General features: G+C 59.7%; 27 protein-coding genes. 14 read left to right on the forward strand and 13 right to left on the reverse strand.

What is annotated here, in order from left to right:
* Window positions 1-13 precede the first annotated feature (13 nt).
* From AC1Q5O_RS07995 to AC1Q5O_RS08025, 7 genes are read right to left on the reverse strand one after another with little or no spacing between them, the layout of a single operon-like run.
* Window positions 14-892, reverse strand: coding sequence for an alpha/beta hydrolase family protein (locus AC1Q5O_RS07995; RefSeq protein WP_464660933.1), 879 nt, complete (start codon window positions 890-892; stop codon window positions 14-16).
* A gap of 15 nt (window positions 893-907) precedes the next feature.
* Window positions 908-2,527, reverse strand: a complete 1,620-nt coding sequence (locus tag AC1Q5O_RS08000; protein ID WP_492562340.1) for an NTP transferase domain-containing protein — start codon at window positions 2,525-2,527, stop codon at window positions 908-910.
* Complete coding sequence (locus tag AC1Q5O_RS08005) at window positions 2,524-3,237, reverse strand: XdhC family protein (protein ID WP_492562341.1); 714 nt, start codon at window positions 3,235-3,237, stop codon at window positions 2,524-2,526. The genes AC1Q5O_RS08000 and AC1Q5O_RS08005 overlap by 4 nt, the downstream gene beginning before the upstream one ends.
* A gap of 9 nt (window positions 3,238-3,246) precedes the next feature.
* Window positions 3,247-3,579 (reverse strand): XdhC family protein, encoded by a 333-nt coding sequence (locus tag AC1Q5O_RS08010; RefSeq protein ID WP_223612986.1) that lies wholly within the window; start codon window positions 3,577-3,579, stop codon window positions 3,247-3,249.
* A 19-nt stretch (window positions 3,580-3,598) separates the two neighbouring features.
* Window positions 3,599-4,855: a vWA domain-containing protein gene (locus tag AC1Q5O_RS08015; RefSeq protein ID WP_492562342.1), complete on the reverse strand. Its 1,257-nt coding sequence runs from the start codon at window positions 4,853-4,855 to the stop codon at window positions 3,599-3,601.
* 1 nt (window position 4,856) lies between these two features.
* Window positions 4,857-5,783 (reverse strand): AAA family ATPase, encoded by a 927-nt coding sequence (locus AC1Q5O_RS08020; protein ID WP_403176049.1) that lies wholly within the window; start codon window positions 5,781-5,783, stop codon window positions 4,857-4,859.
* 18 nt (window positions 5,784-5,801) lie between these two features.
* A complete protein-coding gene (locus AC1Q5O_RS08025; RefSeq protein ID WP_374042771.1) occupies window positions 5,802-6,302 on the reverse strand; it encodes a flavin reductase in 501 nt (166 codons plus the stop codon).
* Between the two features lie 237 nt (window positions 6,303-6,539).
* Here AC1Q5O_RS08025 and AC1Q5O_RS08030 point away from each other — a divergent pair, with 237 nt between their 5' ends.
* The 5 genes from AC1Q5O_RS08030 to purB all read left to right on the forward strand — a co-directional run bounded on the left by AC1Q5O_RS08030 (window position 6,540) and on the right by purB (window position 11,518).
* A complete protein-coding gene (locus AC1Q5O_RS08030) occupies window positions 6,540-7,613 on the forward strand; it encodes a branched-chain amino acid ABC transporter substrate-binding protein (protein WP_492562343.1) in 1,074 nt (357 codons plus the stop codon).
* Complete coding sequence (locus AC1Q5O_RS08035; protein ID WP_492562344.1) at window positions 7,613-8,620, forward strand: P1 family peptidase; 1,008 nt, start codon at window positions 7,613-7,615, stop codon at window positions 8,618-8,620. The genes AC1Q5O_RS08030 and AC1Q5O_RS08035 overlap by 1 nt, the downstream gene beginning before the upstream one ends.
* A 68-nt stretch (window positions 8,621-8,688) precedes the next feature.
* Window positions 8,689-9,363 carry a ribulose-phosphate 3-epimerase gene (gene rpe / locus AC1Q5O_RS08040; protein ID WP_492562345.1) on the forward strand — a complete coding sequence of 225 codons (675 nt, stop codon included), beginning with the start codon at window positions 8,689-8,691 and terminating at the stop codon, window positions 9,361-9,363.
* The gene (locus tag AC1Q5O_RS08045) at window positions 9,363-10,100 is read left to right on the forward strand and encodes a DUF2259 domain-containing protein (RefSeq protein ID WP_492562346.1); all 738 of its coding nucleotides are present in this window, start codon (window positions 9,363-9,365) and stop codon (window positions 10,098-10,100) included. The genes rpe and AC1Q5O_RS08045 overlap by 1 nt, the downstream gene beginning before the upstream one ends.
* Window positions 10,101-10,210: 110 nt before the next feature.
* Window positions 10,211-11,518 (forward strand): adenylosuccinate lyase, encoded by a 1,308-nt coding sequence (gene purB / locus AC1Q5O_RS08050; protein WP_492562347.1) that lies wholly within the window; start codon window positions 10,211-10,213, stop codon window positions 11,516-11,518.
* Window positions 11,519-11,581: 63 nt separating this feature from the next.
* Here purB and AC1Q5O_RS08055 read toward each other — a convergent pair whose 3' ends face one another.
* The gene (locus tag AC1Q5O_RS08055; protein ID WP_492562348.1) at window positions 11,582-12,481 is read right to left on the reverse strand and encodes a VOC family protein; all 900 of its coding nucleotides are present in this window, start codon (window positions 12,479-12,481) and stop codon (window positions 11,582-11,584) included.
* A gap of 172 nt (window positions 12,482-12,653) precedes the next feature.
* Between AC1Q5O_RS08055 and AC1Q5O_RS08060 the strand changes: the two genes are divergently transcribed.
* Window positions 12,654-13,202 (forward strand): RBBP9/YdeN family alpha/beta hydrolase, encoded by a 549-nt coding sequence (locus AC1Q5O_RS08060; RefSeq protein WP_223612977.1) that lies wholly within the window; start codon window positions 12,654-12,656, stop codon window positions 13,200-13,202.
* Here AC1Q5O_RS08060 and AC1Q5O_RS08065 read toward each other — a convergent pair.
* Both AC1Q5O_RS08065 and AC1Q5O_RS08070 read right to left on the reverse strand, forming a co-directional pair.
* Window positions 13,197-13,961: an HpcH/HpaI aldolase family protein gene (locus AC1Q5O_RS08065; RefSeq protein ID WP_492562349.1), complete on the reverse strand. Its 765-nt coding sequence runs from the start codon at window positions 13,959-13,961 to the stop codon at window positions 13,197-13,199. The genes AC1Q5O_RS08060 and AC1Q5O_RS08065 overlap by 6 nt on opposite strands.
* Window positions 13,962-14,156: 195 nt before the next feature.
* Complete coding sequence (locus AC1Q5O_RS08070; protein WP_223612975.1) at window positions 14,157-14,474, reverse strand: DUF1476 domain-containing protein; 318 nt, start codon at window positions 14,472-14,474, stop codon at window positions 14,157-14,159.
* 355 nt (window positions 14,475-14,829) lie between these two features.
* On the opposite strand from AC1Q5O_RS08070, the gene purC reads away from it, so the two are divergent.
* From purC to AC1Q5O_RS08095, 5 genes are all read left to right on the forward strand, one after another.
* Complete coding sequence (gene purC, locus AC1Q5O_RS08075) at window positions 14,830-15,594, forward strand: phosphoribosylaminoimidazolesuccinocarboxamide synthase (protein WP_105732451.1); 765 nt, start codon at window positions 14,830-14,832, stop codon at window positions 15,592-15,594.
* Window positions 15,595-15,627: 33 nt separating this feature from the next.
* Window positions 15,628-15,867 (forward strand): phosphoribosylformylglycinamidine synthase subunit PurS, encoded by a 240-nt coding sequence (gene purS, locus AC1Q5O_RS08080; RefSeq protein ID WP_105732450.1) that lies wholly within the window; start codon window positions 15,628-15,630, stop codon window positions 15,865-15,867.
* Between the two features lie 3 nt (window positions 15,868-15,870).
* Entirely contained in the window at window positions 15,871-16,539 is a 669-nt protein-coding gene (gene purQ / locus AC1Q5O_RS08085; RefSeq protein ID WP_130270331.1) for a phosphoribosylformylglycinamidine synthase subunit PurQ, read from the forward strand.
* 77 nt (window positions 16,540-16,616) lie between these two features.
* Window positions 16,617-17,276: a glutathione S-transferase family protein gene (locus AC1Q5O_RS08090; RefSeq protein ID WP_105732448.1), complete on the forward strand. Its 660-nt coding sequence runs from the start codon at window positions 16,617-16,619 to the stop codon at window positions 17,274-17,276.
* Window positions 17,277-17,308: 32 nt separating this feature from the next.
* Window positions 17,309-17,725, forward strand: a complete 417-nt coding sequence (locus AC1Q5O_RS08095; protein ID WP_223612973.1) for a hypothetical protein — start codon at window positions 17,309-17,311, stop codon at window positions 17,723-17,725.
* A 45-nt stretch (window positions 17,726-17,770) separates the two neighbouring features.
* Here AC1Q5O_RS08095 and AC1Q5O_RS08100 read toward each other — a convergent pair whose 3' ends face one another.
* A complete protein-coding gene (locus AC1Q5O_RS08100; RefSeq protein WP_223612972.1) occupies window positions 17,771-17,992 on the reverse strand; it encodes a DUF1127 domain-containing protein in 222 nt (73 codons plus the stop codon).
* Between the two features lie 146 nt (window positions 17,993-18,138).
* Window positions 18,139-18,393, reverse strand: a complete 255-nt coding sequence (locus AC1Q5O_RS08105) for a DUF1127 domain-containing protein (protein ID WP_492562350.1) — start codon at window positions 18,391-18,393, stop codon at window positions 18,139-18,141.
* Window positions 18,394-18,477: 84 nt separating this feature from the next.
* Between AC1Q5O_RS08105 and AC1Q5O_RS08110 the strand changes: the two genes are divergently transcribed.
* The 3 genes from AC1Q5O_RS08110 to AC1Q5O_RS08120 all read left to right on the forward strand — a co-directional run bounded on the left by AC1Q5O_RS08110 (window position 18,478) and on the right by AC1Q5O_RS08120 (window position 22,713).
* Window positions 18,478-19,899, forward strand: a complete 1,422-nt coding sequence (locus AC1Q5O_RS08110) for an aminotransferase-like domain-containing protein (protein WP_492562351.1) — start codon at window positions 18,478-18,480, stop codon at window positions 19,897-19,899.
* A 305-nt stretch (window positions 19,900-20,204) separates the two neighbouring features.
* Entirely contained in the window at window positions 20,205-22,436 is a 2,232-nt protein-coding gene (purL, locus tag AC1Q5O_RS08115; RefSeq protein WP_492563113.1) for a phosphoribosylformylglycinamidine synthase subunit PurL, read from the forward strand.
* 43 nt (window positions 22,437-22,479) lie between these two features.
* Window positions 22,480-22,713: a BolA/IbaG family iron-sulfur metabolism protein gene (locus AC1Q5O_RS08120; protein ID WP_223612969.1), complete on the forward strand. Its 234-nt coding sequence runs from the start codon at window positions 22,480-22,482 to the stop codon at window positions 22,711-22,713.
* 13 nt (window positions 22,714-22,726) lie between these two features.
* Here AC1Q5O_RS08120 and AC1Q5O_RS08125 read toward each other — a convergent pair whose 3' ends face one another.
* Entirely contained in the window at window positions 22,727-23,470 is a 744-nt protein-coding gene (locus AC1Q5O_RS08125; protein WP_403176100.1) for a phosphodiester glycosidase family protein, read from the reverse strand.
* Window positions 23,471-23,625: the final 155 nt, after the last annotated feature.

Here is a 23,625-nt window from a genome sequence, read left to right on the forward strand (position 1 = left end):
CCCAGATCGCTCCCTAAGGTGAAACGCTAAGCATCCAGTTCAGAACGCCGCGCCAATCCGACATGCGGATGGGCGTTCCGTGGTTGCCTGTCTCGAAACGGACGAACCGCACCGGATAACCTTTCGTGGTACTGCGTATTTTCTGGTAAAACGCTTCCTGATTGTCGATCGCGAACACCGGATCGCGGCTGCCGTGACCGAAGAAAACCGGTATACGCCGCTTGTAGGCGGGCGAACCGATGAACTTGTCCTCCCACAGGGAACCCAGCATCACCAATCCGGCAATGTTTTTCGCTGCTTCCGCATCCTGCGCCAGTCCCCAGCACAGCGAGCCGCCCATGGAACCGCAGGCGACGAACAGCTTTGCCTGCGGCGATTGCGACTTGAAGTAGGCAATGAGCCCGGCAACCTGCGCCACACCCTTGTCGCCAAAGTCGCGGAAATCGGGCGTGAGATAGAGCCCGCCATTGAGAACCATCAGGTTCTTGATGCGGTTGAAATTACCGCCGAAGGTAAAATCATTCATGCCCTGCTGGCGGTTGCCACCCTGCCCGTGCAGATAGATCGTGATCACGGATGCGCCGGGGTCGATTTTCCCGGCAGCCATCACCTTGACCGGCCCGCTGGCGGTGGTCACCACCAGATCCTTCTGCATCCGTTTGGCGGCCAGATCGATATACCGGCGCTTGACCCGCAGTTCCGGCACATCGTCGCGGCCATTGATATCGCGCATCTCATTGTAATCGACCACCGTGTAGTCGCCGCCATCGGCTGTCTTCATGATGCCGGGATAGGCGAACAAGTCATCCTTGAAAGGCGCAAGCTGCGCGGCAAGTGTCGCGCTGGAAAGACCGATGGCAGCCAGCGCGCCAAGAAAAATAGTCCTGAACAAATGCAAATCCCCTGATTATCGTGCCGCTGCCACGATGGTGCCGCCGGCCAGCCGAAGCATATCGGGCGTGTCGACGTCAATGGCCGCCGCTTCGCCAAGCTCTACATCAATGACCGGAATATCGCCACGCTCCACCAGATGCCGTGCGCCGACATCGCCGGCCAGCGTAAAAACCTCGTCGAAGAGGAAGCGCGGCAGGATGACGGGATTGCCCCGTTTGCCCTTGAAGGTTGCGCGGACGACCGTTTGCCCGCCGACACCCTGGAATTGCCGGATCATGGTTTGCAGATCGGATGCGGACAAGGCAGGCATATCCGCGAGCATGATCATGACGCCGTCCGAGGATGCCGGAACGTGACGGATGGCCGCGTGCAATGACGAGGCAAGCCCGCTGGCATGATCCGTGTTGAGCACGATGTTCACGGGCAGCCCGTCCAGTGCGGCGCTGCATTCCTGCGCCATGTAGCCGAGTACGGCAATCACCGGCTCGCCTCCGGCCTGGACTGCCAGTTCCGCTGAACGGCGGATCAGCGGCACGCCATCGAACGTGGCCAATAATTTGTTGGCGCCGCCCATGCGGCTCGACCGCCCGGCGGCAAGAACAGCTATGGCGACCGCCGGCCTTGGCAGCGGCGGCCTGGGGTCTCTTGGCTGTGGCCGGGTCGGAATTTCCATCAGCAGGCCACCAACGCCCATACCGACAATATCCGCCTTGGTGACCGGAATATCGGCCAGGAGCCGGTCGATCACCCAGTCAAATCCATTTTCCTTCGGGCTTCGGGCGCAGCCGGGCGCGCCGATAACCGGCTTGCCGCCGAGTTCGCCCAGCACCAGCAGGTTGCCGGGATCGACGGGCATGCCAACATGATGAACAATGCCCCCCACGTCCCGGATGGCTGCGGGAACCACGTCATCCCTGTCGACCACGGCGGACGCGCCGAAAATGATCACCATATCGCTGTTGCGATGCATCTGCCGGATGGATGCCGCCAGCGCCCCTGTCTCGTGGACCGGGCGCAATTCTCCGATCAGGGTCCCGCCACTGGCGCTCACGCGCGCATCGACAACCCGCATGGTCTTGTCGAGCACGGAGGGTTTCACCGACGCAAGCGTCGTCTGGATCAGGCCGACGCGGGCACCGGAAAAGGCATGAACACCAAAAGCATCACGCTGGTGTGCAAGCGTGGCGATTTCATCGAGAACGGCCTTCGATACGGCAAACGGGATGATCTTGATGGTGACAACCATCTGCCCCGGCTCGACCCGCTCGAATGGTTTCAGCGTGGCTATCGTGACCGATGCATCCACCGAATTGATCGCATTGATCAGATCCGCATCCACTGTAAAAAGCCCGGCGGTCTGCGCGTAGCAGTTCACCCGTCCGGTGGAGGCAGGGCCGGCCTGAATGCCGAAGCACCGCAGGACAGCGGTTATCTGCCGGGCGGCGGCATTTTCCTCGACGTCACCGGCATCAAGGCGCGCTGCCGTGACATGAGTAACACCGGCACCGCGCAATTGCGCGATATCGTCGCCCGTCAGGACATGTCCCTTCTTCAGCTTCACCGCGCCCGCATGGGTGGAATGGGCGAGAATGGCACCGATGGCCTGATCGAGAGGTATATCGCCGAAAATCATGCGGTCTTTTCCAGTGTTTGGGCCGTGCGCAGCCGGCGTGCCCGGAAGGCCTTGATGACTTCAGCCAGCACGGCGACGGCAATTTCCGCCGGACTTGCCGCACCGATGTCGAGGCCGATCGGCGCATGGATGGCGGCAATGCTTTGCTCGTCCAGGCCGAGTGCCTGCAACCGCTCCACCCGTTTGGCATGGGTTTTGCGGCTGCCGAGCGCACCGATATAGAAGCATCCGGCCTTCACGGCCTGTTCCAGCGCATAATCGTCAATCTTCGGGTCGTGAGTCACCACGGCAACAGCCGTATAGGCATCGAGCGGGCGGGCTTTCAGCGCATCCTGCGGCCATTCGGCCAGAAGCCGCACATCGGGAAAACGGTCCGGCGTGGCGAAAGCCGTGCGCGGATCGATGATCTCCATGTCATAGCCCGCCAGCCGTGCCATCGGCGCCAGCGCCTGGCTGATATGCACGGCGCCGATCACCACGAGACGCGGCGGCGGCAGGTGGACGTTGAGAAAGAACGACCGGCCGTCCACTGCGGCGACACCGGACTGTCCGGACAGGAATGCCTTCGCGATCACTTCGCCGAGTTGCCCGGCGACGGGATCGCCCTCCCTGATGACCCGGTCGCGGCCGTCGCCGAGATCCGTCAACAGCAGCGCCGCCCTGCGGGCCTGGCGTTCAATATTCAGTTTCTTGAGGCAATAGGGATCCATGATGCAATCTCAGCCAAGCCGTTCAACATAGACTTTGATGCGGCCGCCGCAGGACAGCCCGACCTGCCAGGCCGTTTCGTCGGCAACACCAAACTCCAGCAGCCGGGGTTCGCCGGTGGTGATCACATCCATGGCCTCGGCGATCACCGAACCCTCGACGCAGCCGCCGGAAACCGAGCCTTCAAAATTGCCCTTTTCATCAATGACAAGGTGACTGCCGACCGGACGCGGCGCCGATCCCCAGGTTTCGATGACCGTGGCAATGGCAACGTCACGCCCGCCGGACATCCAGCGCTCGGCAACGAGCAGCGGATCGTGTTCACTTGTGCTTTGCTGTGTCATGACCATGCCTCCCGCACCATTATGCGTATAAGCTGGGTTGCTGGGAAGAACTTTGCAACCAGCGCTTGGGATCATCGCGCTTTTCCGATGGGCGGCTCAATATCTCGCACAAATCCTCCAGCGCATCGAGATTGTGCACGGCGCGAAAATCATCGACATAGGGCAGCATGGCCCTGACGCCGCGGGCGCGCGGCTCGAAACCTTCAAAGCGCAGCAGCGGGTTCAGCCAGATCAGGCGGCGGCAGGATTTTGCCAGCCGTTCCATCTCCGCCTCAAGCCCGCTGGTTTCCTCACGCTCAAGGCCATCGGTAATCAGCAGCACCACCGCCCCTTGCCCGAGCACCCGGCGCGACCACTGACGATTGAACACACGCAGGGTCTCGCCGATGCGCGTTCCGCCCGACCAGTCGTGCACGGCGCCGGTGCAGTGCGCAATCGCATCGTCCGGGTCGCGGTAACGCAGCGGGCGGGTGATGTTGCTGAGGCGCGTTCCGAAGACAAAACAATGCACGCGGCGGCGCTTGGCCATCATCGCATGCATGAAATGCAGGAAAATGCGGGTATACTGGCTCATCGAGCCGGAAATATCCGCAAGAACCACCAGGGGCGGGTGAATTTCCCGCCGCGACCGGAATTTCGGCAGGATGAGGTCGCCGCCGGTTTTCAGGCTCGACCGCATCATCGCCCTGGGATCGATGCGTGGGCCCTTCGGATCGGCCCGGAAACGGCGCGTGGGCACTTCATCGACCGGCAGGCGGAGCTGATCCATGGCGCGCCGCGCCTGCGCCAGTTCATCGGCTGTCATCTGGGCGAAATCCTTCGACCGCAGCACTTCCCTGCCGGAAAAGGTGAAACGCGCATCGATATCGATATCCGGCGGCCGCTCTTGCGGCACATTGCGGGCAGTTCCCTTGAACAGCGCTTCGGCAACACGCGCTTCCGCCGCCTTCGGCTTCGGCCGTTCCCGTGCCACGGCAACCGGCGAGAACATTGCCAGCATTTTCTCGATCAGCTCGCGCGAGCGCCAGTACAGCCGGAAAGCCTCGTCAAAGGTGGCGTGATCCTCGCGTCTGGTGACAAGCACGCTGTGCAGCGTCCAGTAAAAATCGTCGCGCGAACCGATGCCGCCGGCAAGCACCGCCTCGATGGCATCCTTGACCGCGGCCGGGCCGACCCGCAAACCTGCCTTGCGCAGGGTCCTGGCAAAATAGACGATATTGTCCGCCAGCCGGCTGTCCTGCCGGGGAGTTTGCGGGGAAGAAGCAAATGTCTCCATGTCAAGCCGCGTTCAATTCTGCCTTGACCTCATCGAGAATGCGCCGTCCTTCGCCCGTTGCGATGCGCGCAATATCGTCCTGATATTTGAGCAGCACACCGATGGTGTCGGAGATGGTTTCCGGATCGAGCGCCAGCTTGTCCATCTCGGTCAAGGCCCCCGCCCAGTCGATGGTTTCGGCGACGCCGGGCAGCTTGAAAAGGTCCATGTCGCGCAATTTCTGCACGTAGCGGACAATTTCCGCCGACAGCCGCTCATTGGCGGCAGGCACCTTGCGCCGGACGATTTCCAGCTCCCGTTCCGCCGAGGGATAATCCACCCAGTGATAGAGACAGCGGCGCTTCAGGGCGTCGTGGATTTCCCGCGTGCGGTTGGTGGTGATGATGACAATCGGCGGTTCGGCGGCGACAATGGTGCCGAGTTCCGGCACCGTCACCTGATAGTCCGACAGAACTTCCAGCAGAAAAGCCTCGAAGGCCTCATCGGTCCGGTCCAGCTCATCGATCAGAAACACCGGTGCCCGGCCCGGTTGGCCCGAAAGCGCCTGCAGAACCGGCCGCCGGATCAGGAATTTCTCGGAAAAGACATTGCGTTCGATGGCTGTCTTGTCGGCTATGCCTGTCGCCTCATCCAGCCTGATCTCGATCATCTGCGCGGCGTAATTCCATTCATACACGGCGGAGGAAATATCGAGGCCTTCATAGCATTGCAGGCGGATCAGCGGCCGATCCAGCGTCGACGCAAGAACCTTGGCAATCTCGGTCTTGCCGACACCGGCTTCGCCTTCGAGAAACAGCGGCCGTTTCATCCGCAGGCTGAGAAACAGCACCGTCGCCAGCGCCCGGTCCGCCACATAGCCGCCGGTTTCAAGCAGTGCCAGCGTCGCGTCGATCGATTGCGGCAATGATGAAACAGTCTGGTCGGCCATGAAATCTCCGTTTTGGACCTATTCCCCTACACCATGATAGGAGCGGTTGAGATAGACAAGCGACTGGCCGCGCTCCCCGGTGTTGAGCGCGGTGACCTTGCCATAGATGACATAATGCGTGGCAACCTCATGGGTGGCAATGATGCGGCAATCAAAACTGGCCAATGCATTCATCAGCACCGGCGCACCGGTCTGCAGTGTTTGCCACTGCCCGAGGGCAAACCGGTCTTCCTGCGGCAAATCCCCCTTGCCGGAAAAGGCCTCGGAAATCGCCCGCTGGTCCGCCGAAAGCACGTTCAGCGCGAAAACCTGGTTTTCGATGAAAAGATGATTGAATTCGTGCTGCCGGTTCAAACAGACCAGAATGGTGGCCGGATTGTCGGACACGGAACATGCGGCAGAAATGGTCACGCCGCGTCTGCCCGCCGGTCCATCGGTGGTAATGACGTGGACTGCTTCCGCAAAATGACTCATGGCATTGCGGAATGCGAGAGGTTCTATTTTCTGGTCCTTGGCGATGAGCACAGTTTTATTTCCGTTGTCCAAATCATCACTAACGCAACACGCGCCCGAACTATAGCTGTAGAATATTTTTTCTGCGGCTTGGACTCTTTCCGGCGGAACGAGCCAATATTATCGCGCTATGCTTACCCTTTTATATAGAGCCGGATTGCACAGAGTGAAGGAAACAGTTACCCAAATCGAAAGTTTCGTCATCCGCCATCTCGAAGGTACGGCAATATCGCAATGAATCCCATGATACGAGCCGCGACGCTTGGTCTGTGCCTGTTGTTCGGCAGCGTCGCCAACGCACAGGACAAGATCGGCGTCATTGCACCGCTCTCCGGCTCCTTTGCGCGGCTTGGCAATCAGTTGGTCGACGGTGCCAATGCCGCGGTTGCCGGCAATAAGCAGGGACAAGACATCAGCGTTGTGACAGCCGACGACAAATGCGATGCGGCAGGCGGGGCCGCCGCCGCCCGGGAAATGGTGCTGGCCAATGCGACGATTGTGGTCGGCTTTCTCTGCACGGAATCGCTTGAAGCCGCCCTGCCCATCCTCGGGCAGAAAGGCATTGCCGTCATTACACCCGGGGTTCGGGATTTGACCCTGACCGAAATGCGCGCAGATACACCCTATCCGGTGTTTCGCATTGCCTCCTCCGAACGCAATGCCGCGCGCGAGACCGGCGACATTCTGGTGAACCTCTGGCGGACCACGCCCTTCGCCATCATCGATGACGGCACGATTTTCGGCCGTGAGATCGCCGCCACGGTGCGGGCGCGCCTCGAGGAAAAAGGTCTGAAGCCTGTGTTTGCCGATACCTACCGCCCCGGCCTCGACAATCAGAATGCGCTGGTCGGGCGCCTGAAGCGGGCCGGAGCGACACAGGTTTTCGTCGGCGGCGAACGGGATGACGTCGCTGCCATCGGCCGCAGCGCCGTGGCGCTCAACTATCCCCTGACGATCATCGGCGGTGAATCGCTGAAAGCGACCGCCAGCGGCGGTGATCTGTCCGTGGGAACGCTGATGATTGCACCGCGCGATCCGGAGACCCTCGAAAGCGCCCGCAATGCCAGCAACGCTATGGAACTCGCCGGCAAAGTGCCCGAAGGTTATGCCATTCCCGCCTACGCCGCAGCGGAAGTTGCCGTCCAGCTGCTGACAACCGCGCAGGCCCAGGCCGCTTCCCTATCCGATCTTCTCAGGAAAAACGTCTTTGAAACCGCCATCGGCCCCGTGCAGTTCGACGCTCGCGGCGAGCGCATTGCCGATACGTTTCGCCTGCAGCGCTATGATGGAAAACAGTTCGTGCAGGAGACCAACTGATGCCGCTGAAGACAGGGCCGCGCAACCTCATCACCGATGTCGCTGGTCTGAGCATCGGCAATGCCGCGGATGCAACCATCAAATCGGGAACCACCGTCATCCTCTGCGATGAACCCGCGACGGCCGCCGTACAGGTTCTTGGCGGCGCGCCCGGCACCCGTGAAACCGATCTGCTCGAGCCGCACAACACGGTTGAAACCATCAATGCACTGGTTCTGTCAGGCGGTTCGGCCTTTGGCCTCGATGCCGCATCGGGCGTGCAGGCGGCCCTGCGCGAAAAGCGCATCGGCTTCAAGGTTGGCGGCCAGCGCATTCCGATCGTCCCTGCCGCTATCCTGTTTGACCTGATCAATGGCGGCGACAAGGATTGGGGCCTTTATCCACCCTATCGCGAGCTTGGCTATCAGGCCGTGCAGTCCGCATCGCGCGATTTTGCCCTCGGCAGCACCGGCGCCGGTACGGGCGCGCTGGTGACCGGCCTGAAAGGCGGGCTCGGTTCGGCCTCATCCATCCTGCCGAACGGCGCGACAATGGGCGCGCTGGTGGTCGTCAATGCGCTGGGATCGGTCACAATCGGGCGCAGCCGCCACTTCTGGGCAGCGCCCTTCGAAATTGGCGACGAGTTCGGCGGACTTGGCCTGCCGCATCCGCTTCCCGCCGACGCGGCGGAGATCAAGACAAAATTCAAGGAAGCGGCAACAGATACCAACACGACCATCGGTGTCATCGCCACGGACCTGCAATTGACCAAGGCGCAGGCCAAACGTCTCGCCATTGCGGCGCATGACGGGTTTGCCCGCGCCATCTGGCCCTCGCATACGCCATTCGACGGCGATCTGGTGTTTGCCCTTGCAACCGGCACCGCCGGGCGGGCGCCCGAGATCGACGAATTCATCGAATTGTGCGCAGCAGCGGCTTCCACCATGGCACGGGCCGTCGCGCGTGGCGTGTTTGCGGCAACAGCGGCTCCAAACGACCTGTTTCCTGTGTGGAACGCCCGGCCCTGACGGTTTTCATTGTGCGGTCCGGACGCGCGTGGTAACGGGCGCGCACAACATTTCTACCGGAGAACGCCATGAGCCGCCCGCTTGTCATCGCCCCGTCCATTCTCGCTTCCGACTTTTCGAAGCTCGGTTCGGAAGTCACCACCGTGCTCAAGGCGGGTGCTGACTGGGTGCATATCGACGTCATGGACGGCCATTTCGTGCCGAACATCACCTTCGGCCCCGAAGTGGTCAAGGCAATCCGCCCGCTGACCTCTGCGGTTTTCGACACCCATCTGATGATTGCGCCGTGTGATCCCTATCTCGAAGCCTTTGCCAAGGCCGGATCGGACATCATCACCATTCATGCCGAGGCCGGACCGCACGTCCACCGCTCGCTGCAGGCCATTCGCGCCCTTGGCAAGAAGGCCGGCATCGCCATCAATCCGGGAACGCCGGAATCTGCCATCGAATATGTCCTGAACGACGTGGATCTGGTGCTGGTCATGACCGTCAATCCCGGCTTTGGCGGCCAGAAATTCATTTCCGAGACCCTGGAGAAGATCCGCAAGGTCAAGGCGATGATCGGCGACCGCCCGATCGATCTGGAAGTGGATGGCGGAATTACCGCGGACACCGCCGGATTGGCAACACAGGCAGGCGCCAATGCGCTTGTTGCCGGTTCTGCCGTGTTCAAGGGCGGATCGGAAGCAAGCTACCGCGCCAATATCGAGCTGATCCGCAACGCAACCATCAAGGGCTCGTGATGCGCCTTTCCCGCCTGCTTCGCGCCGCCCTCGCCATTCTGGTCGTGGGTTTTTCGCCAGTGGCGGCACGGGCAGGAGATGTTGCAAAACTTGACATTCTTGGCTTTTCCAAAGACGGCAAGGTTTTTGCCTTCGAGGAATACGGCGTCCAGGATGGTTCCGGCTTTCCCTATGCCAACCGCTATTATATCGACACGGCAACCGACGCCCTTCTTCCCAAGACACCGGTGCGGGTGCGCCTCGACGATGAAAAGGCCTCTCTCGCCGATGCCCGCGAAAAGGCTGGCCGGGATGCACAGGGGCTGACCGGGCTTGCCGACACGGAACTGCGCGCCAATGCCGGCGATACGGTTGCAGCCAACCCGATCACCGAACTGTCGGCCGACAAGTTCAAGACAACGTTCAATCCGCGCCCGGTTTTCCCGCCCATGGACGAGCCGCTGACGGTGCAACTGCAGGAAATCGATGTCCCGCGTCCGGACAAATGCCCGGAACCGGAGATGTACAAAGGGTTTCGCCTGACGATTCAGCAGGGTACATCCGCCGATGTCAGGACACTGCACGAAGACAAATCCATCCCGTCGAGCCGCAATTGCCCGCAAGGCTATAGCATCGGCGCCGTCCAGACCTTCTATCTGGCAGATGGTAAGCCTGCCCTCGCCATTCTGATCGCCGTCCGTTCCATCGGCTTTGAAGGCCCCGATTATCGCTGGCTGGCGGTCACCGCACGTTATTGATGCCGGTCATTTCGCTGTTCATGCCGAAAAGGCGCGTTGAGTACGGCGTCTTGGTCTGTTAGAGCAGGTCTCACACTCATCCGCCCACCGATTGCCTATAGGAACACACAATGATCCCGCGTTATTCGCGGCCCGAAATGGTCGCCATCTGGTCCCCGGAAACGAAATTCCGCATCTGGTTCGAAATCGAGGCCTATGCCTGCGATGCGCTGGCGGAACTCGGCGTCATTCCCAAGGAAGCTGCTGCGACAATCTGGGAAAAAGGCGGCGCCGCGACATTCGATATCGACCGCATCGACGAGATCGAGCGCGAGACCAAGCACGATGTCATCGCCTTCCTGACGCATCTGGCTGAGATCGTCGGTCCCGACGCGCGCTTCGTGCATCAGGGCATGACCTCGTCCGACGTGCTCGATACCTGTTTCAACGTCCAGCTGATGCGCGCCAGCGACATCCTTCTGGCCGACCTCGACAAGCTGCTGGCAGCCCTCAAGAAGCGTGCCTTCGAGCACAAGGACACGATCACCATCGGCCGCAGCCACGGTATCCATGCCGAGCCGACCACGTTCGGCGTCAAGCTGGCACAGGCCTATGCCGAATTCGAGCGCTGCCGCACCCGTCTCGTGGCCGCACGCGCCGAGATCGCCACCTGCGCCATTTCCGGCGCTGTCGGCACATTCGCCAATATCGATCCCTATGTCGAAGAACACGTGGCCAAGTCGCTGGGCATGGAGCCGGAACCGGTCTCCACACAGGTCATCCCGCGTGACCGCCATGCCATGTACTTCGCCACGCTCGGCGTCATCGCCTCGTCCATCGAGCGCCTTTCCGTTGAAATTCGCCACCTGCAGCGCACGGAAGTTCTGGAAGCGGAGGAATATTTCTCCCCCGGCCAGAAGGGTTCCTCCGCCATGCCGCACAAGCGCAATCCGGTGCTGACGGAAAACATGACCGGCCTCGCCCGCATGGTGCGCGCCTTTGCCCTGCCCGCCATGGAAAACGTGGCGCTCTGGCACGAGCGCGACATTTCGCATTCATCCGTCGAGCGCATGATCGGCCCGGACGCGACGATCACGCTTGATTTCGCCCTTGCCCGCATGACCGGCGTCATCGACAAGCTGCTGGTCTATCCGGACAACATGCTGAAAAACATGAACAAGTTCCGTGGCTTGATCCACTCCCAGCGCGTGCTGCTTGCCCTCACGCAGGCCGGTGTGTCCCGCGAGGATTCCTACCGCCTCGTTCAGCGCAATGCGATGAAGGTCTGGGAACAGGGCAAGGATTTCCTCGAGGAGCTGCTGGCCGACGCGGACGTCCGCGCCGCGCTGCCAGAACAGACGATCCGCGAGAAATTCGACCTTGGCTATCATACCAAGCATGTCGACACGATTTTCAGGCGCGTGTTCGGCGAAGCTTGAACATGCCCCATTGATCAAAAGAAAAGCCCGCGGTTTCGCGGGCTTTTTGTTGGCGGAAAACGGTCAGGCCTTTGCCGGTACGATGCGCATGACATTGCCCCAGGGATCGACGATTTCCCGCTCGTCCCGGGCATCGCTCGACACGAATTCGGCCCAGGCGAGACCGGAACGGTCATTGTCCCGCTTGCCCGCACCCTTGCTCTGCCAGGAATTGGCAGCAACATGGTGATGGTAGCCGCCGGTCGACAGGAACACGGCACTGCCGCCGAAACCGGCAACAGTCTGCATGCCGAGCTCACGATGCCACCATGCCTCCGCGTCCCCGGCATTGCCGACCCGCAGATGCAGATGGCCAACCATGGCGCCATCGGGCGCACCATTCCATTCCGCCGTATCCGGCTTCAGCGCGCCAAGCAGATTACCGACATCCAGCGCAGCGGTGCCCATCTCGACGGATGAACCGTTCCATTTCCAGTTCTCATGCGGGCGATCCGCATAAATCTCGATGCCATTGCCTTCCGGGTCCGTCAGATAGATGGCCTCGCTGACAATATGGTCCGATGCGCCGACAATCGGCGTGCGCTGGTCGATGGCGCGCCGCGCCCACCGGGCAAGATCGACCCGGCGCGGCAGCAGAAAAGCCGTGTGATAAAGTCCGGCGCTGTGCGGATCGTCGGCACGGATCGCCGCCGCCTGCTCGATTTCGAGCAAGGGCGTCTCACCTGCTCCAAGAATGACCGTCTGCCCTTTGCGGGAGAGTTCCCGCAAGCCGACAACCTCGCTGTAATATTTCGCCAGCTGATCGGCATCCCTCGCCTTGATGCCAACTTTTGACACATGGGTCGGGGCCGTTGCTGCAAAGGGAACACTGTTCATATCTGTCTCCGCGCGGGCTGATCCCGCAATCGCCTGGAAAGCCAATATTCCGGCACCGCCGACAACATCTCTGCGTGTGACCTTCATGTGCACTCCCGGCGATCCACCTGTTACATTGCATCTAAAGTCGGTCGTTACATCAACAGATACAAGCCGTGCAGCGGCGAACAGCATGTTCACCATTCGCGAACCATCAAATCCGGATTGTTTACAATCTTGTGGCGTTGCGGTTCCCCGATATTTTTCCTAAATGGGGAGCATGAAAGTCAAAGACGCTGATATCCTCATCATTCCCGGTTACACCAATTCCGGTCCCGATCACTGGCAGACGCGCTGGGAGGCCAAGCTTTCCACGGCGCGGCGCGTCGAGCAGAAGGAATGGTCGAAGCCTGTGCTTGCGGACTGGGTGGCGGAAGTGGTCAAGTCCGTCAACGAAGCGACCCTGCCCGTTGTCGTTGTCGCGCATTCCCTGGGGGTGCCGACCTTTGTGCACGCATTGCCGCAGATCGGCAGCAAGATCAAAGGCGCTTTCCTGGTGACGCCGCCCGACGTGTCGAACCCGAAAATCCGGCCGAAGCACCTGATGACATTCGGCCCCTACCCGCGCGAGCCGTTCACATTTCCATCCATCGTCGTTGCCAGCCGCAATGATCACTATTGCGAATATGCCGTTGCAGAAGACCTGGCAGCGGCCTGGGGATCCCTGTTCATCGATGCCGGTGAATCAGGCCACCTCAACGCCGAATCCGGCCATGGACCCTGGCCGGAAGGCACGATGGTCTTTGCGAAATTTATTTCGCAATTATGATTTAATCGCTGCCAGCAATGTCTGCACGCCCAGTTGCAGATAGGCCGTGTCGACGGAGATCGGCACATAGGTGAAACCGAGACCGGTGAAACGCTTTGCCAGTTCGGCATTGGGCGCGTAGATGCCGCAGAGTTTGCCTGCGGCGCGTGCCTTGGCGGCGATTTCCCGCAGCGGCTCGATGATCGCCTGCGATCCGGCATCCACCTCGGCTCCGTTGCTCCAGCCGATGGAGAAATCCGCTGGGCCGACAAAAACGCCGTCGATACCATCGATGGCCAGAATGCCGTCCAGCGCGGCAAAGGCGGCGCGTGTCTCGATCATGGCGAAAGCCAGCGTCTTGGCATTGACCTCACTCAGATAGCCGCCGGAACCGCTGGCGCCATAGCTTGCCGGGCGCCCGCGCAACTGTCCCCACGACCGCTCGCCGACCGGCGGGTATTTCATCGAAGCAGCAAAACGCCGCGCATCTTCAACCGAATTGATCATCGGGGCGATAATGCCCTCGGCGCCGAAGTCCAGTGCCCGGCTTGCCATGTCGAACCGGTCGACGGGAATGCGCACCACCGTATGCTTGCCTGCGCTCTGGATGATACCGATGCTTTGCAGAACCGATTCCGTATCGAACGGGCCGTGCTGCATGTCGAGCATGAAGGCGGTGAAATCCGTCCGGCACAGGGTTTCCATGACCAGCGGATGAGGCAGGTTGCACCAGGCGGAAAAAACCGTTTCTCCCGCCCTCAGACGTGATGCTAGCGACATGATCTCTCCCGGAAATTGTTGCTGATGGCCGACTCGGCTTGTGGTCCGATTCTGACATTTGCCCCCCTTTGATACAAGCCACTCAGGCAAATGTCAGAATCAAAGGACCATTGGGAGCGAAGCAAAAACAACGGGATAGTGCCAACAAAAAACCGCCCTGGAAGGGCGGTTTTTACGAAGACCGATCAGGACAGATCAGGATCCCTGGATCTGGCGGATGGCTTCTTCCAGCATTTCATCCATTGTACGGCGGATGCGGTGGTCGGATTTGTCGACACCTGCCGCATCGAAATCGGCACGGATCTTGCGGAAAACGTCGTCATCACCGGCTTCCTGGAAATCCGCCTTGATGACTTCAAGCGCATAGGCTTCCGCTTCTTCGCCGGTCTTGCCCAGCTTTTCCGCTGCCCAAAGGCCAATCAGCTTGTTGCGCCGTGCCTCTGCCCGAAAGCGAACCTCCGCGTCATGCGCATATTTGCTTTCAAAGGCATTTTCGCGATCTTCCATTGTCATCCTCTCTTGCTCCCGCAAAATGAATTGGTCATTCCGGTGAAAGATGCCTCCCCGGTCTTGGCGTTTTTAGGGCAAGTCCCTGATAGGCATTGTTTCTTAGGTTCATATAACCATTCTGCACGAAATCGGAAGTCTGAAATGAACCTCTTCAGGCAAACATGGGTCACATTGTCGTAAAAAGCCCATATAACCCATAAATCCGGGGACCAACCAAAGGATCGGCCGCATTAATATGATCAAAATGGTGCCGATCCCTAAAGTATCATTGTAGAATGCTTGCTTTTACGATAGTTAGCGCGCCAACATGACGGCTGTGACCAAGGCCGACCGATAACTCCAATACCAGAGACCTGCAATGAACCGTCGCCGCCGTGTCTACGAAGGCAAAGCCAAAATCCTTTACGAAGGACCCGAGCCAGGAACGCTTGTCCAACATTTCAAAGACGACACCACCGTGCTGCATCCAAAGAAGCACGAAGTCATTGATGGCAAAGGTGTTTTGAACAACCGGATTTCCGAGTACATTTTCACCCAGCTCAACCGCATGGGTATTCCGACGCACTTCATCCGCCGCCTCAACATGCGTGAGCAGCTGATCAAGGAAGTCGAAATCATTCCGCTGCAGGTGGTCGTCCGCAACATTGCGGCGGGTTCGCTGGCAAAACGTCTTGGAATCGAAGAGGGCACGGTTCTGCCGCGCTCGATCATCGAATTTTACTACAAGAACGACGTTCTGGACGATCCTATGGTCTCCGAAGAGCACATCACGGCCTTTGGCTGGGCTGCGCCGCAGGAAATCGATGACATCATGGCACTGGCCATTCGCGTCAACGACTTCCTCAGCGGCCTGTTCCTCGGCGTCGGTATCCAGCTCGTCGATTTCAAGATCGAATGCGGCCGTTTGTGGGAAGGCGATATGATGCGTATTGTCGTCGCCGACGAGTTTTCCCCCGATTCCGCCCGCCTGTGGGACAGCCAGACCAGCGAAAAGCTGGACAAGGACCGGTTCCGTCGTGATATGGGCGGTCTGATCGAGGCCTATCAGGAAGTCGCCCGCCGTCTGGGCATCATGAATGAAAATGAACAGTTGCGGCCGACCGGGCCGGTTCTCGTTAAATAATCGCTGATTGAACAATCTCGGAGAAGACGATCGATGAAGGCACGTGTCACTGTAACCTTGAAGAATGGCGTTCTTGACCCGCAGGGCAAGGCAATTGTCGGCGCGCTGGGCAGTCTTGGTTTCGATGGCGTTGCATCCGTACGCCAGGGCAAGATCTTTGATGTGGAGATCGACACCAAGGACCGCGCCGTTGCCGAAGCCAACGTCAAGGCGATGTGCGAAAAGCTGCTCGCCAATACGGTCATCGAAGATTACGCGGTGGAGCTCGTTTAAGCGATGAAATCAGCTGTCGTTCTTCTCCCGGGCCTCAATCGCGACCGTGACATGATTGCGGCGCTGACGAAAATCTCCGGCCAGGCACCACAGACGGTCTGGCAGACGGACACCGAAATTCCCGATGTCGATCTGATCGTCATTCCCGGCGGGTTCTCCTATGGCGACTATCTGCGCTGCGGCGCCATTGCCGCGCGCATGCCCGTCATGCAGGCGATCCGCGAGAAGGCCGACAAGGGCGTCATGGTCATGGGGGTGTGCAACGGCTTCCAGATTTTGCAGGAAGCAGGCCTGCTGCCCGGCGCCCTGATGCGCAATGCGTCGCTCAAATTCGTCTGCCGCGAAGTGAAGCTGGAAGTGACCAATGCCAACACCGCCTTCACCCGCGGTTATTCGCATGGCCAGATCGTCCGCTGCCCGGTTGCCCATCATGACGGCAATTTCTTCGCTGACGAAACGACTTTGGCCCGCATCGAAGGCGAAGGCCAGGTGGTTTTCCGCTATGCGGAGGGTACAAACCCGAACGGCGCCATGAATGACATCGCCGGTATCATCAGCGAAAAAGGCAATGTTCTCGGTATGATGCCGCATCCGGAGAACCTGATTGAAGCTGCCCATGGCGGCTCCGATGGCCGCGCCCTGTTTGCGGGCATTCTTGGGATTGCCGCCTGAGTAAAATTCTATACGCTTGAGCAATGCCGTTCCGCCCCGCCATGGGCCGGAACGGCACTCAAACGGAGGAATTGAGAATGAAACTGTATTCGCGGCCGCTCTCCCCCTACTCCTCGATTGTTCGTTGCATCGCCTACTACAAGAAGGCACCCATCAAGGTCGTAGCGCCGCCGCCGGGTTTTCCGATACCCGAAGAGTTCCGCAGCATTTCCCCGTTCAACCGTATTCCGGTGCTGATTACAGGCTCGGGCCTGACCATCATCGAAGCGACGGTAATCTCCGAATATCTCGAAGAACATTTTCCCGAACCGGTTCTGCTGCCGGCGGACTCGCGTGACCGCGCCGTGGTGCGCATGGCTGCCCGTATCGCCGAACTGGAAATCCTCGTTCCCGTCATGGAGCTTTTCGAGCTCGTTCACACCAAATCCAAGGACGATGCGCGGATCACCAAACTATTCGCCAAGCTGGAAGCCGGTTTGCGTGAAATCGAACACCGCATGGGAGATGGCCCCTATGCGCTGGGCAAGCAGATGACCATGGCGGATGCCTGGCTGACGCCGATCCGCTTCCTGTTCAACCATTTCCGGGTGATGACGCGCCGTTCGCGCCTGCTCGAGCCATTTCCGAAATTCGATGCCTATGAGCAACTGATTGTTCAGGATCCGGTGCTATCGCTGGTCTGGTTCGAGATGACGGATGCCTTGAAAGTGTTCCTCGGGGAACTTGAGGCAAGCTGATCAACCGCCCTTGTATCATTGGAGATAGCTGGATGAAAATGCAGACGATTGGCGTTGCCATGATGATTTCGCTCGTGGCGCTCGCCGGATGCCAATCACCCAGCAAGCCGGGGCCTGGCTCTCTGGCCTTCGGTTCGGACAAGGCCGCCCTCGCCACCATGGAGAGGGTGGCCCTTGCCGCCAACAACTGCTGGTTCAAGTCGAAGGATTCGGCGTTCAAGCCCTACCATCTCGCGCCGGAGCTCAATTCCTATTCCGGCCGCCCGCGCATCCTGGTCGTCCCGGCGGGCAATCCCGGCGGCCGTCCGCTGCTGGTTGTTCACGCGGAAGGCAACCCGGCCAAGGTCGAAGCCTTCGGCCCGCTGATGGGACATTCCATGGGAAATCGCATTGAATCCGACATACGCCGTTGGGCAGCAGGGCAACCGTCCTGCACCGCGCGCGGCTGATAAATGGAAACGCAAGCCGGTGCGGTCATGCGCCGGCTTGCGGCATCACATCGACAGATAACGGTCGAGATCGGCTTCGACGTGATCGCGGGTCAAGGCAAGATCCTTGAGCCCTTCGTCGCTCAGCTTGCCGAGCTGAAGCCGCGTACGCCGTTTCATCAGGGCGCTTTCCACCCAGCCGGCAAACTGTGACAGGAAGTCCGGCTGTGAAGCATAGGTCAGCCCCCGGATAGCGGGACGGTTAGGTTCTACAAAAGTCGTACCCATATGCGCCTCCCTGAAACGATTGAATATGCAATATATAGGTAAATCACAAAAGATTCATTCAATATTACTGAGGGCGGGTATCAGTAATTCTCATTGGCAGTGACGGCGGTTGCTCAACTCAAGAAGCAGCCAGCCATACCGGATGTTCAATCCCAGAAAAACCGCTTGGACTCCTGCCGTGCCTGCGCTGGCGATACACCGATATCCAGCAATTGCTCGTCGCTGAGTTCGCTCAAATGCACGCGGCTGCGCCGTTTTGCGGCAGCATGCAACATCCAGCCCAAAATTTGACGCAGGACTGCCGTCCTGCTCCGGGACAATTTGGGCAAAGCAATGCCACGTGCATCGCTTACACCGGCGGATTTTCTTCTGATTGCACCAATTGTACTCATCATATCCATCCTATCAAGCCGAATTGACTCGAATTGTATCGCAAATTGTAATGGATTGACTCAATTGGAATCGCAATATACATAATTGTCACCATGACAAATTGGCTTCCGGAACTGAAACACGGCAAAGGCCCGCTCTATCTGCAGCTAGCGGAGCGGATTGAATCGGACATTGCCGGCGGCGTGCTTGCACCGGGCACGAAATTGCCTCCGCAGCGCAATCTCGCCTTCGATATCGGGGTGACAATCGGCACGGTTGGTCGGGCGTACAATCTCATCCGCGAGCGCGGTCTTGTCAGCGGCGAAGTGGGTCGGGGCACCTATGTCATTGACCACAAGGAGACGAAGCTGATCCAGCTTCCACCCGCCCAGCACTCCGAACCCTTCGGCGGCACGCGCAGCGCGGTCATTGCGCCCGGCAATATCCGGCTCGACAGCACGGCGGCAATCGATGTCGGGCAATCGGTTGTGATGGACCGCTTTCTGCGGGATATCACCCGGTCCTATCCCGGCGAAATCGCCAGCTATTCCCGCACCCTGCCCCCGTCATGGCAATTGGCGGGAAGCCGCTGGCTCGGGTCGGCGGAATGGCGGCCCGACGCCGCTTCGATTGTACCGACGCTCGGCGCGCATTCCGCCATTCTGGCGATCATTGCCGCGGTTACCACACCGGGTGACCGTATCGCCTTCGAGGATTTGACCTATTGTTCCGCCGCGCGCAGCGTCAATCTGATGGGTCGGCGCAGCATCATCATGAACACCGAGAACGGCAGCGCCACTCCGGATGACTTTGAACGGCTCTGCGCCCAGCAGCACCCGAAGCTCGTGTTTCTGATGCCGTCGCTGCAGAATCCGACGGCCACAACCCTCTCCGAGGAACATCGCCGCGCCATTGTCGAGATTGCCCGGCGGTACAATGTCTGGATCATCGAGGACGAGATTTACGGATCGCTGCTCTGCCTTGATCACGTCAAGCTTGCCGAACTGGCGCCGGAGCGAACCTTCCACATTGGCGGCCTATCGAAATCCGTTGCGGCGGGTGTGCGTGGCGGCTGGGTGGCCTGCCCGCCGCATCTGGCATCGCGCGTGCTGACGGCCCACAAGATGGTCACCGGCGGCATGCCGTTCCTCATGGCGGAACTCGGGGCGCAACTGGTCAATTCCGGCGAGGCCGACGCTATCAGGGTCAAGGTCCGGGAAGAAACCACCGAGCGGGAAGCACTGGCGCGATCGATCTTTGCCGGTTTCGATATCAACTCGCATCCCTATTCGCCGTTTATCTGGGTGAAACTGCCGGAACCATGGCTGTCGGCGACCTTCAAGAGCGCTGCGCTCAATGAAGGTGTCCTCATTGACGACGAGGACGAATTCAAGCCGGGCCGGACGGAAAAGACCTTCCACCGGGTGCGGTTTGGCTATTCGGTACCCGCAACGCGCGGTGAAGTGGAAAACGGCCTGTCCATCCTGCGCCGTCTGATGGAAACCGACAATGCGAGCTATGACAGCTATTCGTGAGTGCTCTGAAGGCTATTGCGTAAGCATTGTGCGTGGTTCGACAAGCTCACCATGAGGGAGGGTCAGGATTGCAAGGAGTTATATTCTGCAACCTTTGCGATTGGCATTGCAGCCAAACCACTCCCCTCATGGTGAGCTTGTCGAACCACGTACCAAGCGCCACGCAAGGCTGATACGATTTACCATCCGACACCACCTGTTGACGAAACGCGGCAAGCGACAATTTTTCCGCGTTAGACGGTGTATTCCCCGTGCAAATTGCTCTAAGAGAACCCAAGAAAAGCGCAATGGAATTGGTATTACCGATGGTTCTCTCCAACACAATCCAGATCACGCCGGAACTCGTTGCTTCGCACGGGCTCAAGCCGGACGAATATCAACGCATTCTCGACCTGATCGGACGTGAACCCAGCTTTACCGAGCTCGGCATCTTCTCGGCCATGTGGAACGAGCATTGCTCCTACAAATCCTCGAAGAAATGGCTGCGTACCCTGCCGACAACCGGACCGCAGGTCATTCAGGGTCCCGGCGAAAACGCCGGTGTTGTCGATATCGGCGATGGCGACTGCGTTGTCTTCAAGATGGAGAGCCACAACCACCCGTCCTATATCGAGCCCTATCAGGGTGCGGCGACCGGTGTCGGCGGTATCCTGCGCGATGTGTTCACCATGGGTGCCCGGCCCATCGCGGCCATGAATGCGCTGCGCTTCGGCGCTCCATCGCACCCGAAGACGCGCCACCTCGTATCGGGTGTGGTCGAAGGTGTCGGCGGTTACGGCAATTCCTTCGGCGTTCCCACTGTCGGCGGTGAAGTCAATTTCGATGCCCGCTACAACGGTAACATCCTGGTCAACGCTTTTGCCGCCGGCCTTGCCAAGACCAATGCGATCTTCCTGTCCGAAGCCAAGGGCGTCGGCCTTCCCGTTGTCTATCTCGGTGCCAAGACCGGCCGCGATGGCGTCGGCGGTGCCACGATGGCGTCGGCGGAATTCGATGAATCGATCGAAGAGAAGCGTCCGACCGTTCAGGTCGGCGATCCCTTCACGGAAAAATGCCTGCTCGAAGCCTCGCTGGAACTGATGGCATCGGGTGCCGTCATCGCCATTCAGGACATGGGCGCGGCGGGTCTCACCTGCTCCGCCGTGGAAATGGGCGCCAAGGGCAATCTCGGCATCCGGCTGAACCTCGATGACGTGCCGGTGCGCGAAGAGCGCATGACCGCCTATGAAATGATGCTGTCGGAAAGCCAGGAGCGCATGCTCATGGTTCTGCGTCCGGAAAAGGAAGCGGAAGCCGAGGCGATCTTCAAGAAATGGGGCCTGGATTTCGCCATCGTCGGCTATACCACGGACGATCTGCGCTTCCGCGTCATCCATCAGGGTGAGGAAGTCGCCAATCTGCCGATCAAGGATCTTGGCGACCAGGCGCCCGAATATGACCGTCCGTGGATGGAACCCGGCAAGCATGCACCGCTGCCCGCCGCCAGCGTTCCCGATGTCGACGATTACGGCGCCGCACTGCTGAAGCTGATCGGCTCACCCGATCTATCGTCGCGCCGCTGGGTCTACGAACAGTACGACACGCTGATTCAGGGCAATTCGCTGCAGGTTCCCGGCGGCGATGCCGGTGTGGTGCGTGTCGAAGGTCACCGCAGCAAGGCGCTTGCCTTCTCCTCCGACGTCACCCCGCGCTACTGCGAAGCCGATCCCTATGAGGGCGGCAAGCAGGCTGTCGCCGAATGCTGGCGCAACCTGACGGCCGTCGGCGCTGAACCGCTCGCTGCCACCGACAATCTCAATTTCGGCAATCCGGAACGTCCTGAAATCATGGGACAGCTGGTCAAGGCCATTGGCGGCATCGGCGACGCCTGCCGCGCGCTCGCCTTCCCCATCGTTTCCGGCAACGTGTCGCTCTACAACGAAACCAACGGCCAGGCGATCCTGCCGACACCCACCATTGCCGGCGTCGGACTGATCCCTGACTGGTCGAAGACAGCCAAGATCGGCGGCATGCACGAGAGTGACGTGCTGATCCTGATCGGCGGCGACGGCACGCATCTCGGCCAGTCGGTCTACCTGCGCGACCTGCATGGCCGTGCCGACGGCCCGCCCCCGCCGGTTGACCTCAACATCGAGAAGCGCAACGGCAATTTTGTCCGCTCGGCCATCCGCAACGGCCAGATCACAGCTTGCCATGACCTGTCCGATGGCGGGCTTGGCATTGCGCTCGCCGAGATGTGCATGGCTGCAGCCAAGGGCGCCAAGGTCACCGTCGGTGAAGGCCCCGCACATGCCCTGCTTTTTGGTGAAGATCAGGCGCGTTATCTCATTGCCGTTGCGCCTGACATGGCCAACTTCGTCACGCTCAATGCCGAGGGGTCGGGCGTTCCGTTCCGCAAGCTGGGCACTGTAGGTGGCAGCACATTGACGATCGAGGGCCTCGCCTCCATATCAGTAGCAGACCTGACAAAAGCACACGAATCGTGGTTCCCTGACTACATGAGCGGTCAGGACGGCGAAGAAACACAGGCTGCATGATCCTGTCCCGGTAAAGGACAGGCGAAAGTTTGGGAGACAGAACATGGCTATGGACGCGCGCGACATCGAGAAAATGATCAAGGACGCGATTCCTGACGCGCAGGTGACCATCCGCGATCTGGCAGGCGATGGTGATCACTATGCCGCGGAAGTCGTCGCCGAGAGTTTTCGCGGCAAGTCGCGCGTTCAGCAGCACCAGATGGTCTATGATGCGCTCAAGGGCAATATGGGGGGCGTCCTGCACGCCCTCGCCCTGCAGACCAGCGCCCCCGAATAATCACTTCGAATAATCACTTCTTTGCGAACACGGCGAGAATCGGCCCCACCGGGTCGATCCCGCCAATCAGGGTCTTGCGGTTGTTGGCGACTGCCGAGATCGTACCGTCGAGAAAGAGCGCGTTGGCGCAATTCAGCCCGTCCCTGAACAGACGGGCGAAACTTCCCAGACTCACCGGCTCGATGGATATTGCCAGAATGACCGTGTTGGCGTCACGAACGCCGACGGCGTTGCGGATCAGGCGTGATGTTCCGTTCGGCTCGAACCGCGGATGCACCTGCCCGTTGATGACCAGCATTGGCCCCGACTGGGTGGCGATGCGGACATCGGGTTTTGCCGCATCAAACGCCGCCGTTTCCAGAATGCCGGCGGAACCGTCCTTCCCGATGAAGAAAACCCCGTTCGGCTTCATGTAGAAATTGCCGTCGCCGTCATCGGTCTGCAGTTCCGATGTCTCCTTGCCATCCTCGACATAGAGGCCGACCGGAGAAAGGTCCTTTTCATACATGCCTGCATTCATCGCCAGGATCGGGCGTGTGTCCAGCAGACGGGATTCCATGAATGTCTTCAGCGATCCGTAGGGTTCGCCGTCGGTGCCCGTACGCACCAGATCGATGCGATGCGAGCGCAGGTCGATCTCGCAGACGATGGAATCGACATCCTCGAAGGTCATCTTCCGGCAAATGTCGGGTAGATCGCCATCGGAGATATTGATCGGCGGGTTGGGGGCAGGCTTGGGCGGTGATACCGGGCGCATGAACCAGAAAATTCCTCCCAAAATTGCCAGAACGACGAAGCTGACCGCTATAATGATACGAGATGACACAGTGACCAGCCTTGTTTTGCCAGATTTGAAGCGCTATTTGTTTAAACGAGATCAATTTGGACCATTGATGACGATTCGTTGTCATT

It is taken from the genome of Phyllobacterium sp. MT110, from assembly GCF_058792715.1.

Excerpts from the sequence above, each read along its gene's own strand:
- AC1Q5O_RS08020 (WP_403176049.1), bottom strand. The coding sequence starts at position 5,783 with ATGGCCGACCAGACTGTTTCATCATTGCCGCAATCGATCGACGCGACG.
- purL (WP_492563113.1), top strand. The coding sequence starts at position 20,205 with ATGGTTCTCTCCAACACAATCCAGATCACGCCGGAACTCGTTGCTTCG.
- AC1Q5O_RS08125 (WP_403176100.1), bottom strand. The coding sequence starts at position 23,470 with ATGCGCCCGGTATCACCGCCCAAGCCTGCCCCCAACCCGCCGATCAAT.
- purB (WP_492562347.1), top strand. The coding sequence starts at position 10,211 with ATGATCCCGCGTTATTCGCGGCCCGAAATGGTCGCCATCTGGTCCCCG.
- AC1Q5O_RS08110 (WP_492562351.1), top strand. The coding sequence starts at position 18,478 with ATGACAAATTGGCTTCCGGAACTGAAACACGGCAAAGGCCCGCTCTAT.
- AC1Q5O_RS08030 (WP_492562343.1), top strand. The coding sequence starts at position 6,540 with ATGATACGAGCCGCGACGCTTGGTCTGTGCCTGTTGTTCGGCAGCGTC.
- AC1Q5O_RS08000 (WP_492562340.1), bottom strand. The coding sequence starts at position 2,527 with ATGATTTTCGGCGATATACCTCTCGATCAGGCCATCGGTGCCATTCTC.
- AC1Q5O_RS08095 (WP_223612973.1), top strand. The coding sequence starts at position 17,309 with ATGAAAATGCAGACGATTGGCGTTGCCATGATGATTTCGCTCGTGGCG.
- purQ (WP_130270331.1), top strand. The coding sequence starts at position 15,871 with ATGAAATCAGCTGTCGTTCTTCTCCCGGGCCTCAATCGCGACCGTGAC.
- AC1Q5O_RS08010 (WP_223612986.1), bottom strand. The coding sequence starts at position 3,579 with ATGACACAGCAAAGCACAAGTGAACACGATCCGCTGCTCGTTGCCGAG.
- AC1Q5O_RS08065 (WP_492562349.1), bottom strand. The coding sequence starts at position 13,961 with ATGTCGCTAGCATCACGTCTGAGGGCGGGAGAAACGGTTTTTTCCGCC.
- AC1Q5O_RS08005 (WP_492562341.1), bottom strand. The coding sequence starts at position 3,237 with ATGGATCCCTATTGCCTCAAGAAACTGAATATTGAACGCCAGGCCCGC.
- rpe (WP_492562345.1), top strand. The coding sequence starts at position 8,689 with ATGAGCCGCCCGCTTGTCATCGCCCCGTCCATTCTCGCTTCCGACTTT.
- AC1Q5O_RS08055 (WP_492562348.1), bottom strand. The coding sequence starts at position 12,481 with ATGAAGGTCACACGCAGAGATGTTGTCGGCGGTGCCGGAATATTGGCT.
- AC1Q5O_RS08120 (WP_223612969.1), top strand. The coding sequence starts at position 22,480 with ATGGCTATGGACGCGCGCGACATCGAGAAAATGATCAAGGACGCGATT.
- AC1Q5O_RS08090 (WP_105732448.1), top strand. The coding sequence starts at position 16,617 with ATGAAACTGTATTCGCGGCCGCTCTCCCCCTACTCCTCGATTGTTCGT.
- AC1Q5O_RS08060 (WP_223612977.1), top strand. The coding sequence starts at position 12,654 with ATGAAAGTCAAAGACGCTGATATCCTCATCATTCCCGGTTACACCAAT.
- AC1Q5O_RS08070 (WP_223612975.1), bottom strand. The coding sequence starts at position 14,474 with ATGACAATGGAAGATCGCGAAAATGCCTTTGAAAGCAAATATGCGCAT.
- AC1Q5O_RS08045 (WP_492562346.1), top strand. The coding sequence starts at position 9,363 with ATGCGCCTTTCCCGCCTGCTTCGCGCCGCCCTCGCCATTCTGGTCGTG.
- purC (WP_105732451.1), top strand. The coding sequence starts at position 14,830 with ATGAACCGTCGCCGCCGTGTCTACGAAGGCAAAGCCAAAATCCTTTAC.
- AC1Q5O_RS08015 (WP_492562342.1), bottom strand. The coding sequence starts at position 4,855 with ATGGAGACATTTGCTTCTTCCCCGCAAACTCCCCGGCAGGACAGCCGG.
- AC1Q5O_RS08035 (WP_492562344.1), top strand. The coding sequence starts at position 7,613 with ATGCCGCTGAAGACAGGGCCGCGCAACCTCATCACCGATGTCGCTGGT.
- AC1Q5O_RS08105 (WP_492562350.1), bottom strand. The coding sequence starts at position 18,393 with ATGGATATGATGAGTACAATTGGTGCAATCAGAAGAAAATCCGCCGGT.
- purS (WP_105732450.1), top strand. The coding sequence starts at position 15,628 with ATGAAGGCACGTGTCACTGTAACCTTGAAGAATGGCGTTCTTGACCCG.
- AC1Q5O_RS08100 (WP_223612972.1), bottom strand. The coding sequence starts at position 17,992 with ATGGGTACGACTTTTGTAGAACCTAACCGTCCCGCTATCCGGGGGCTG.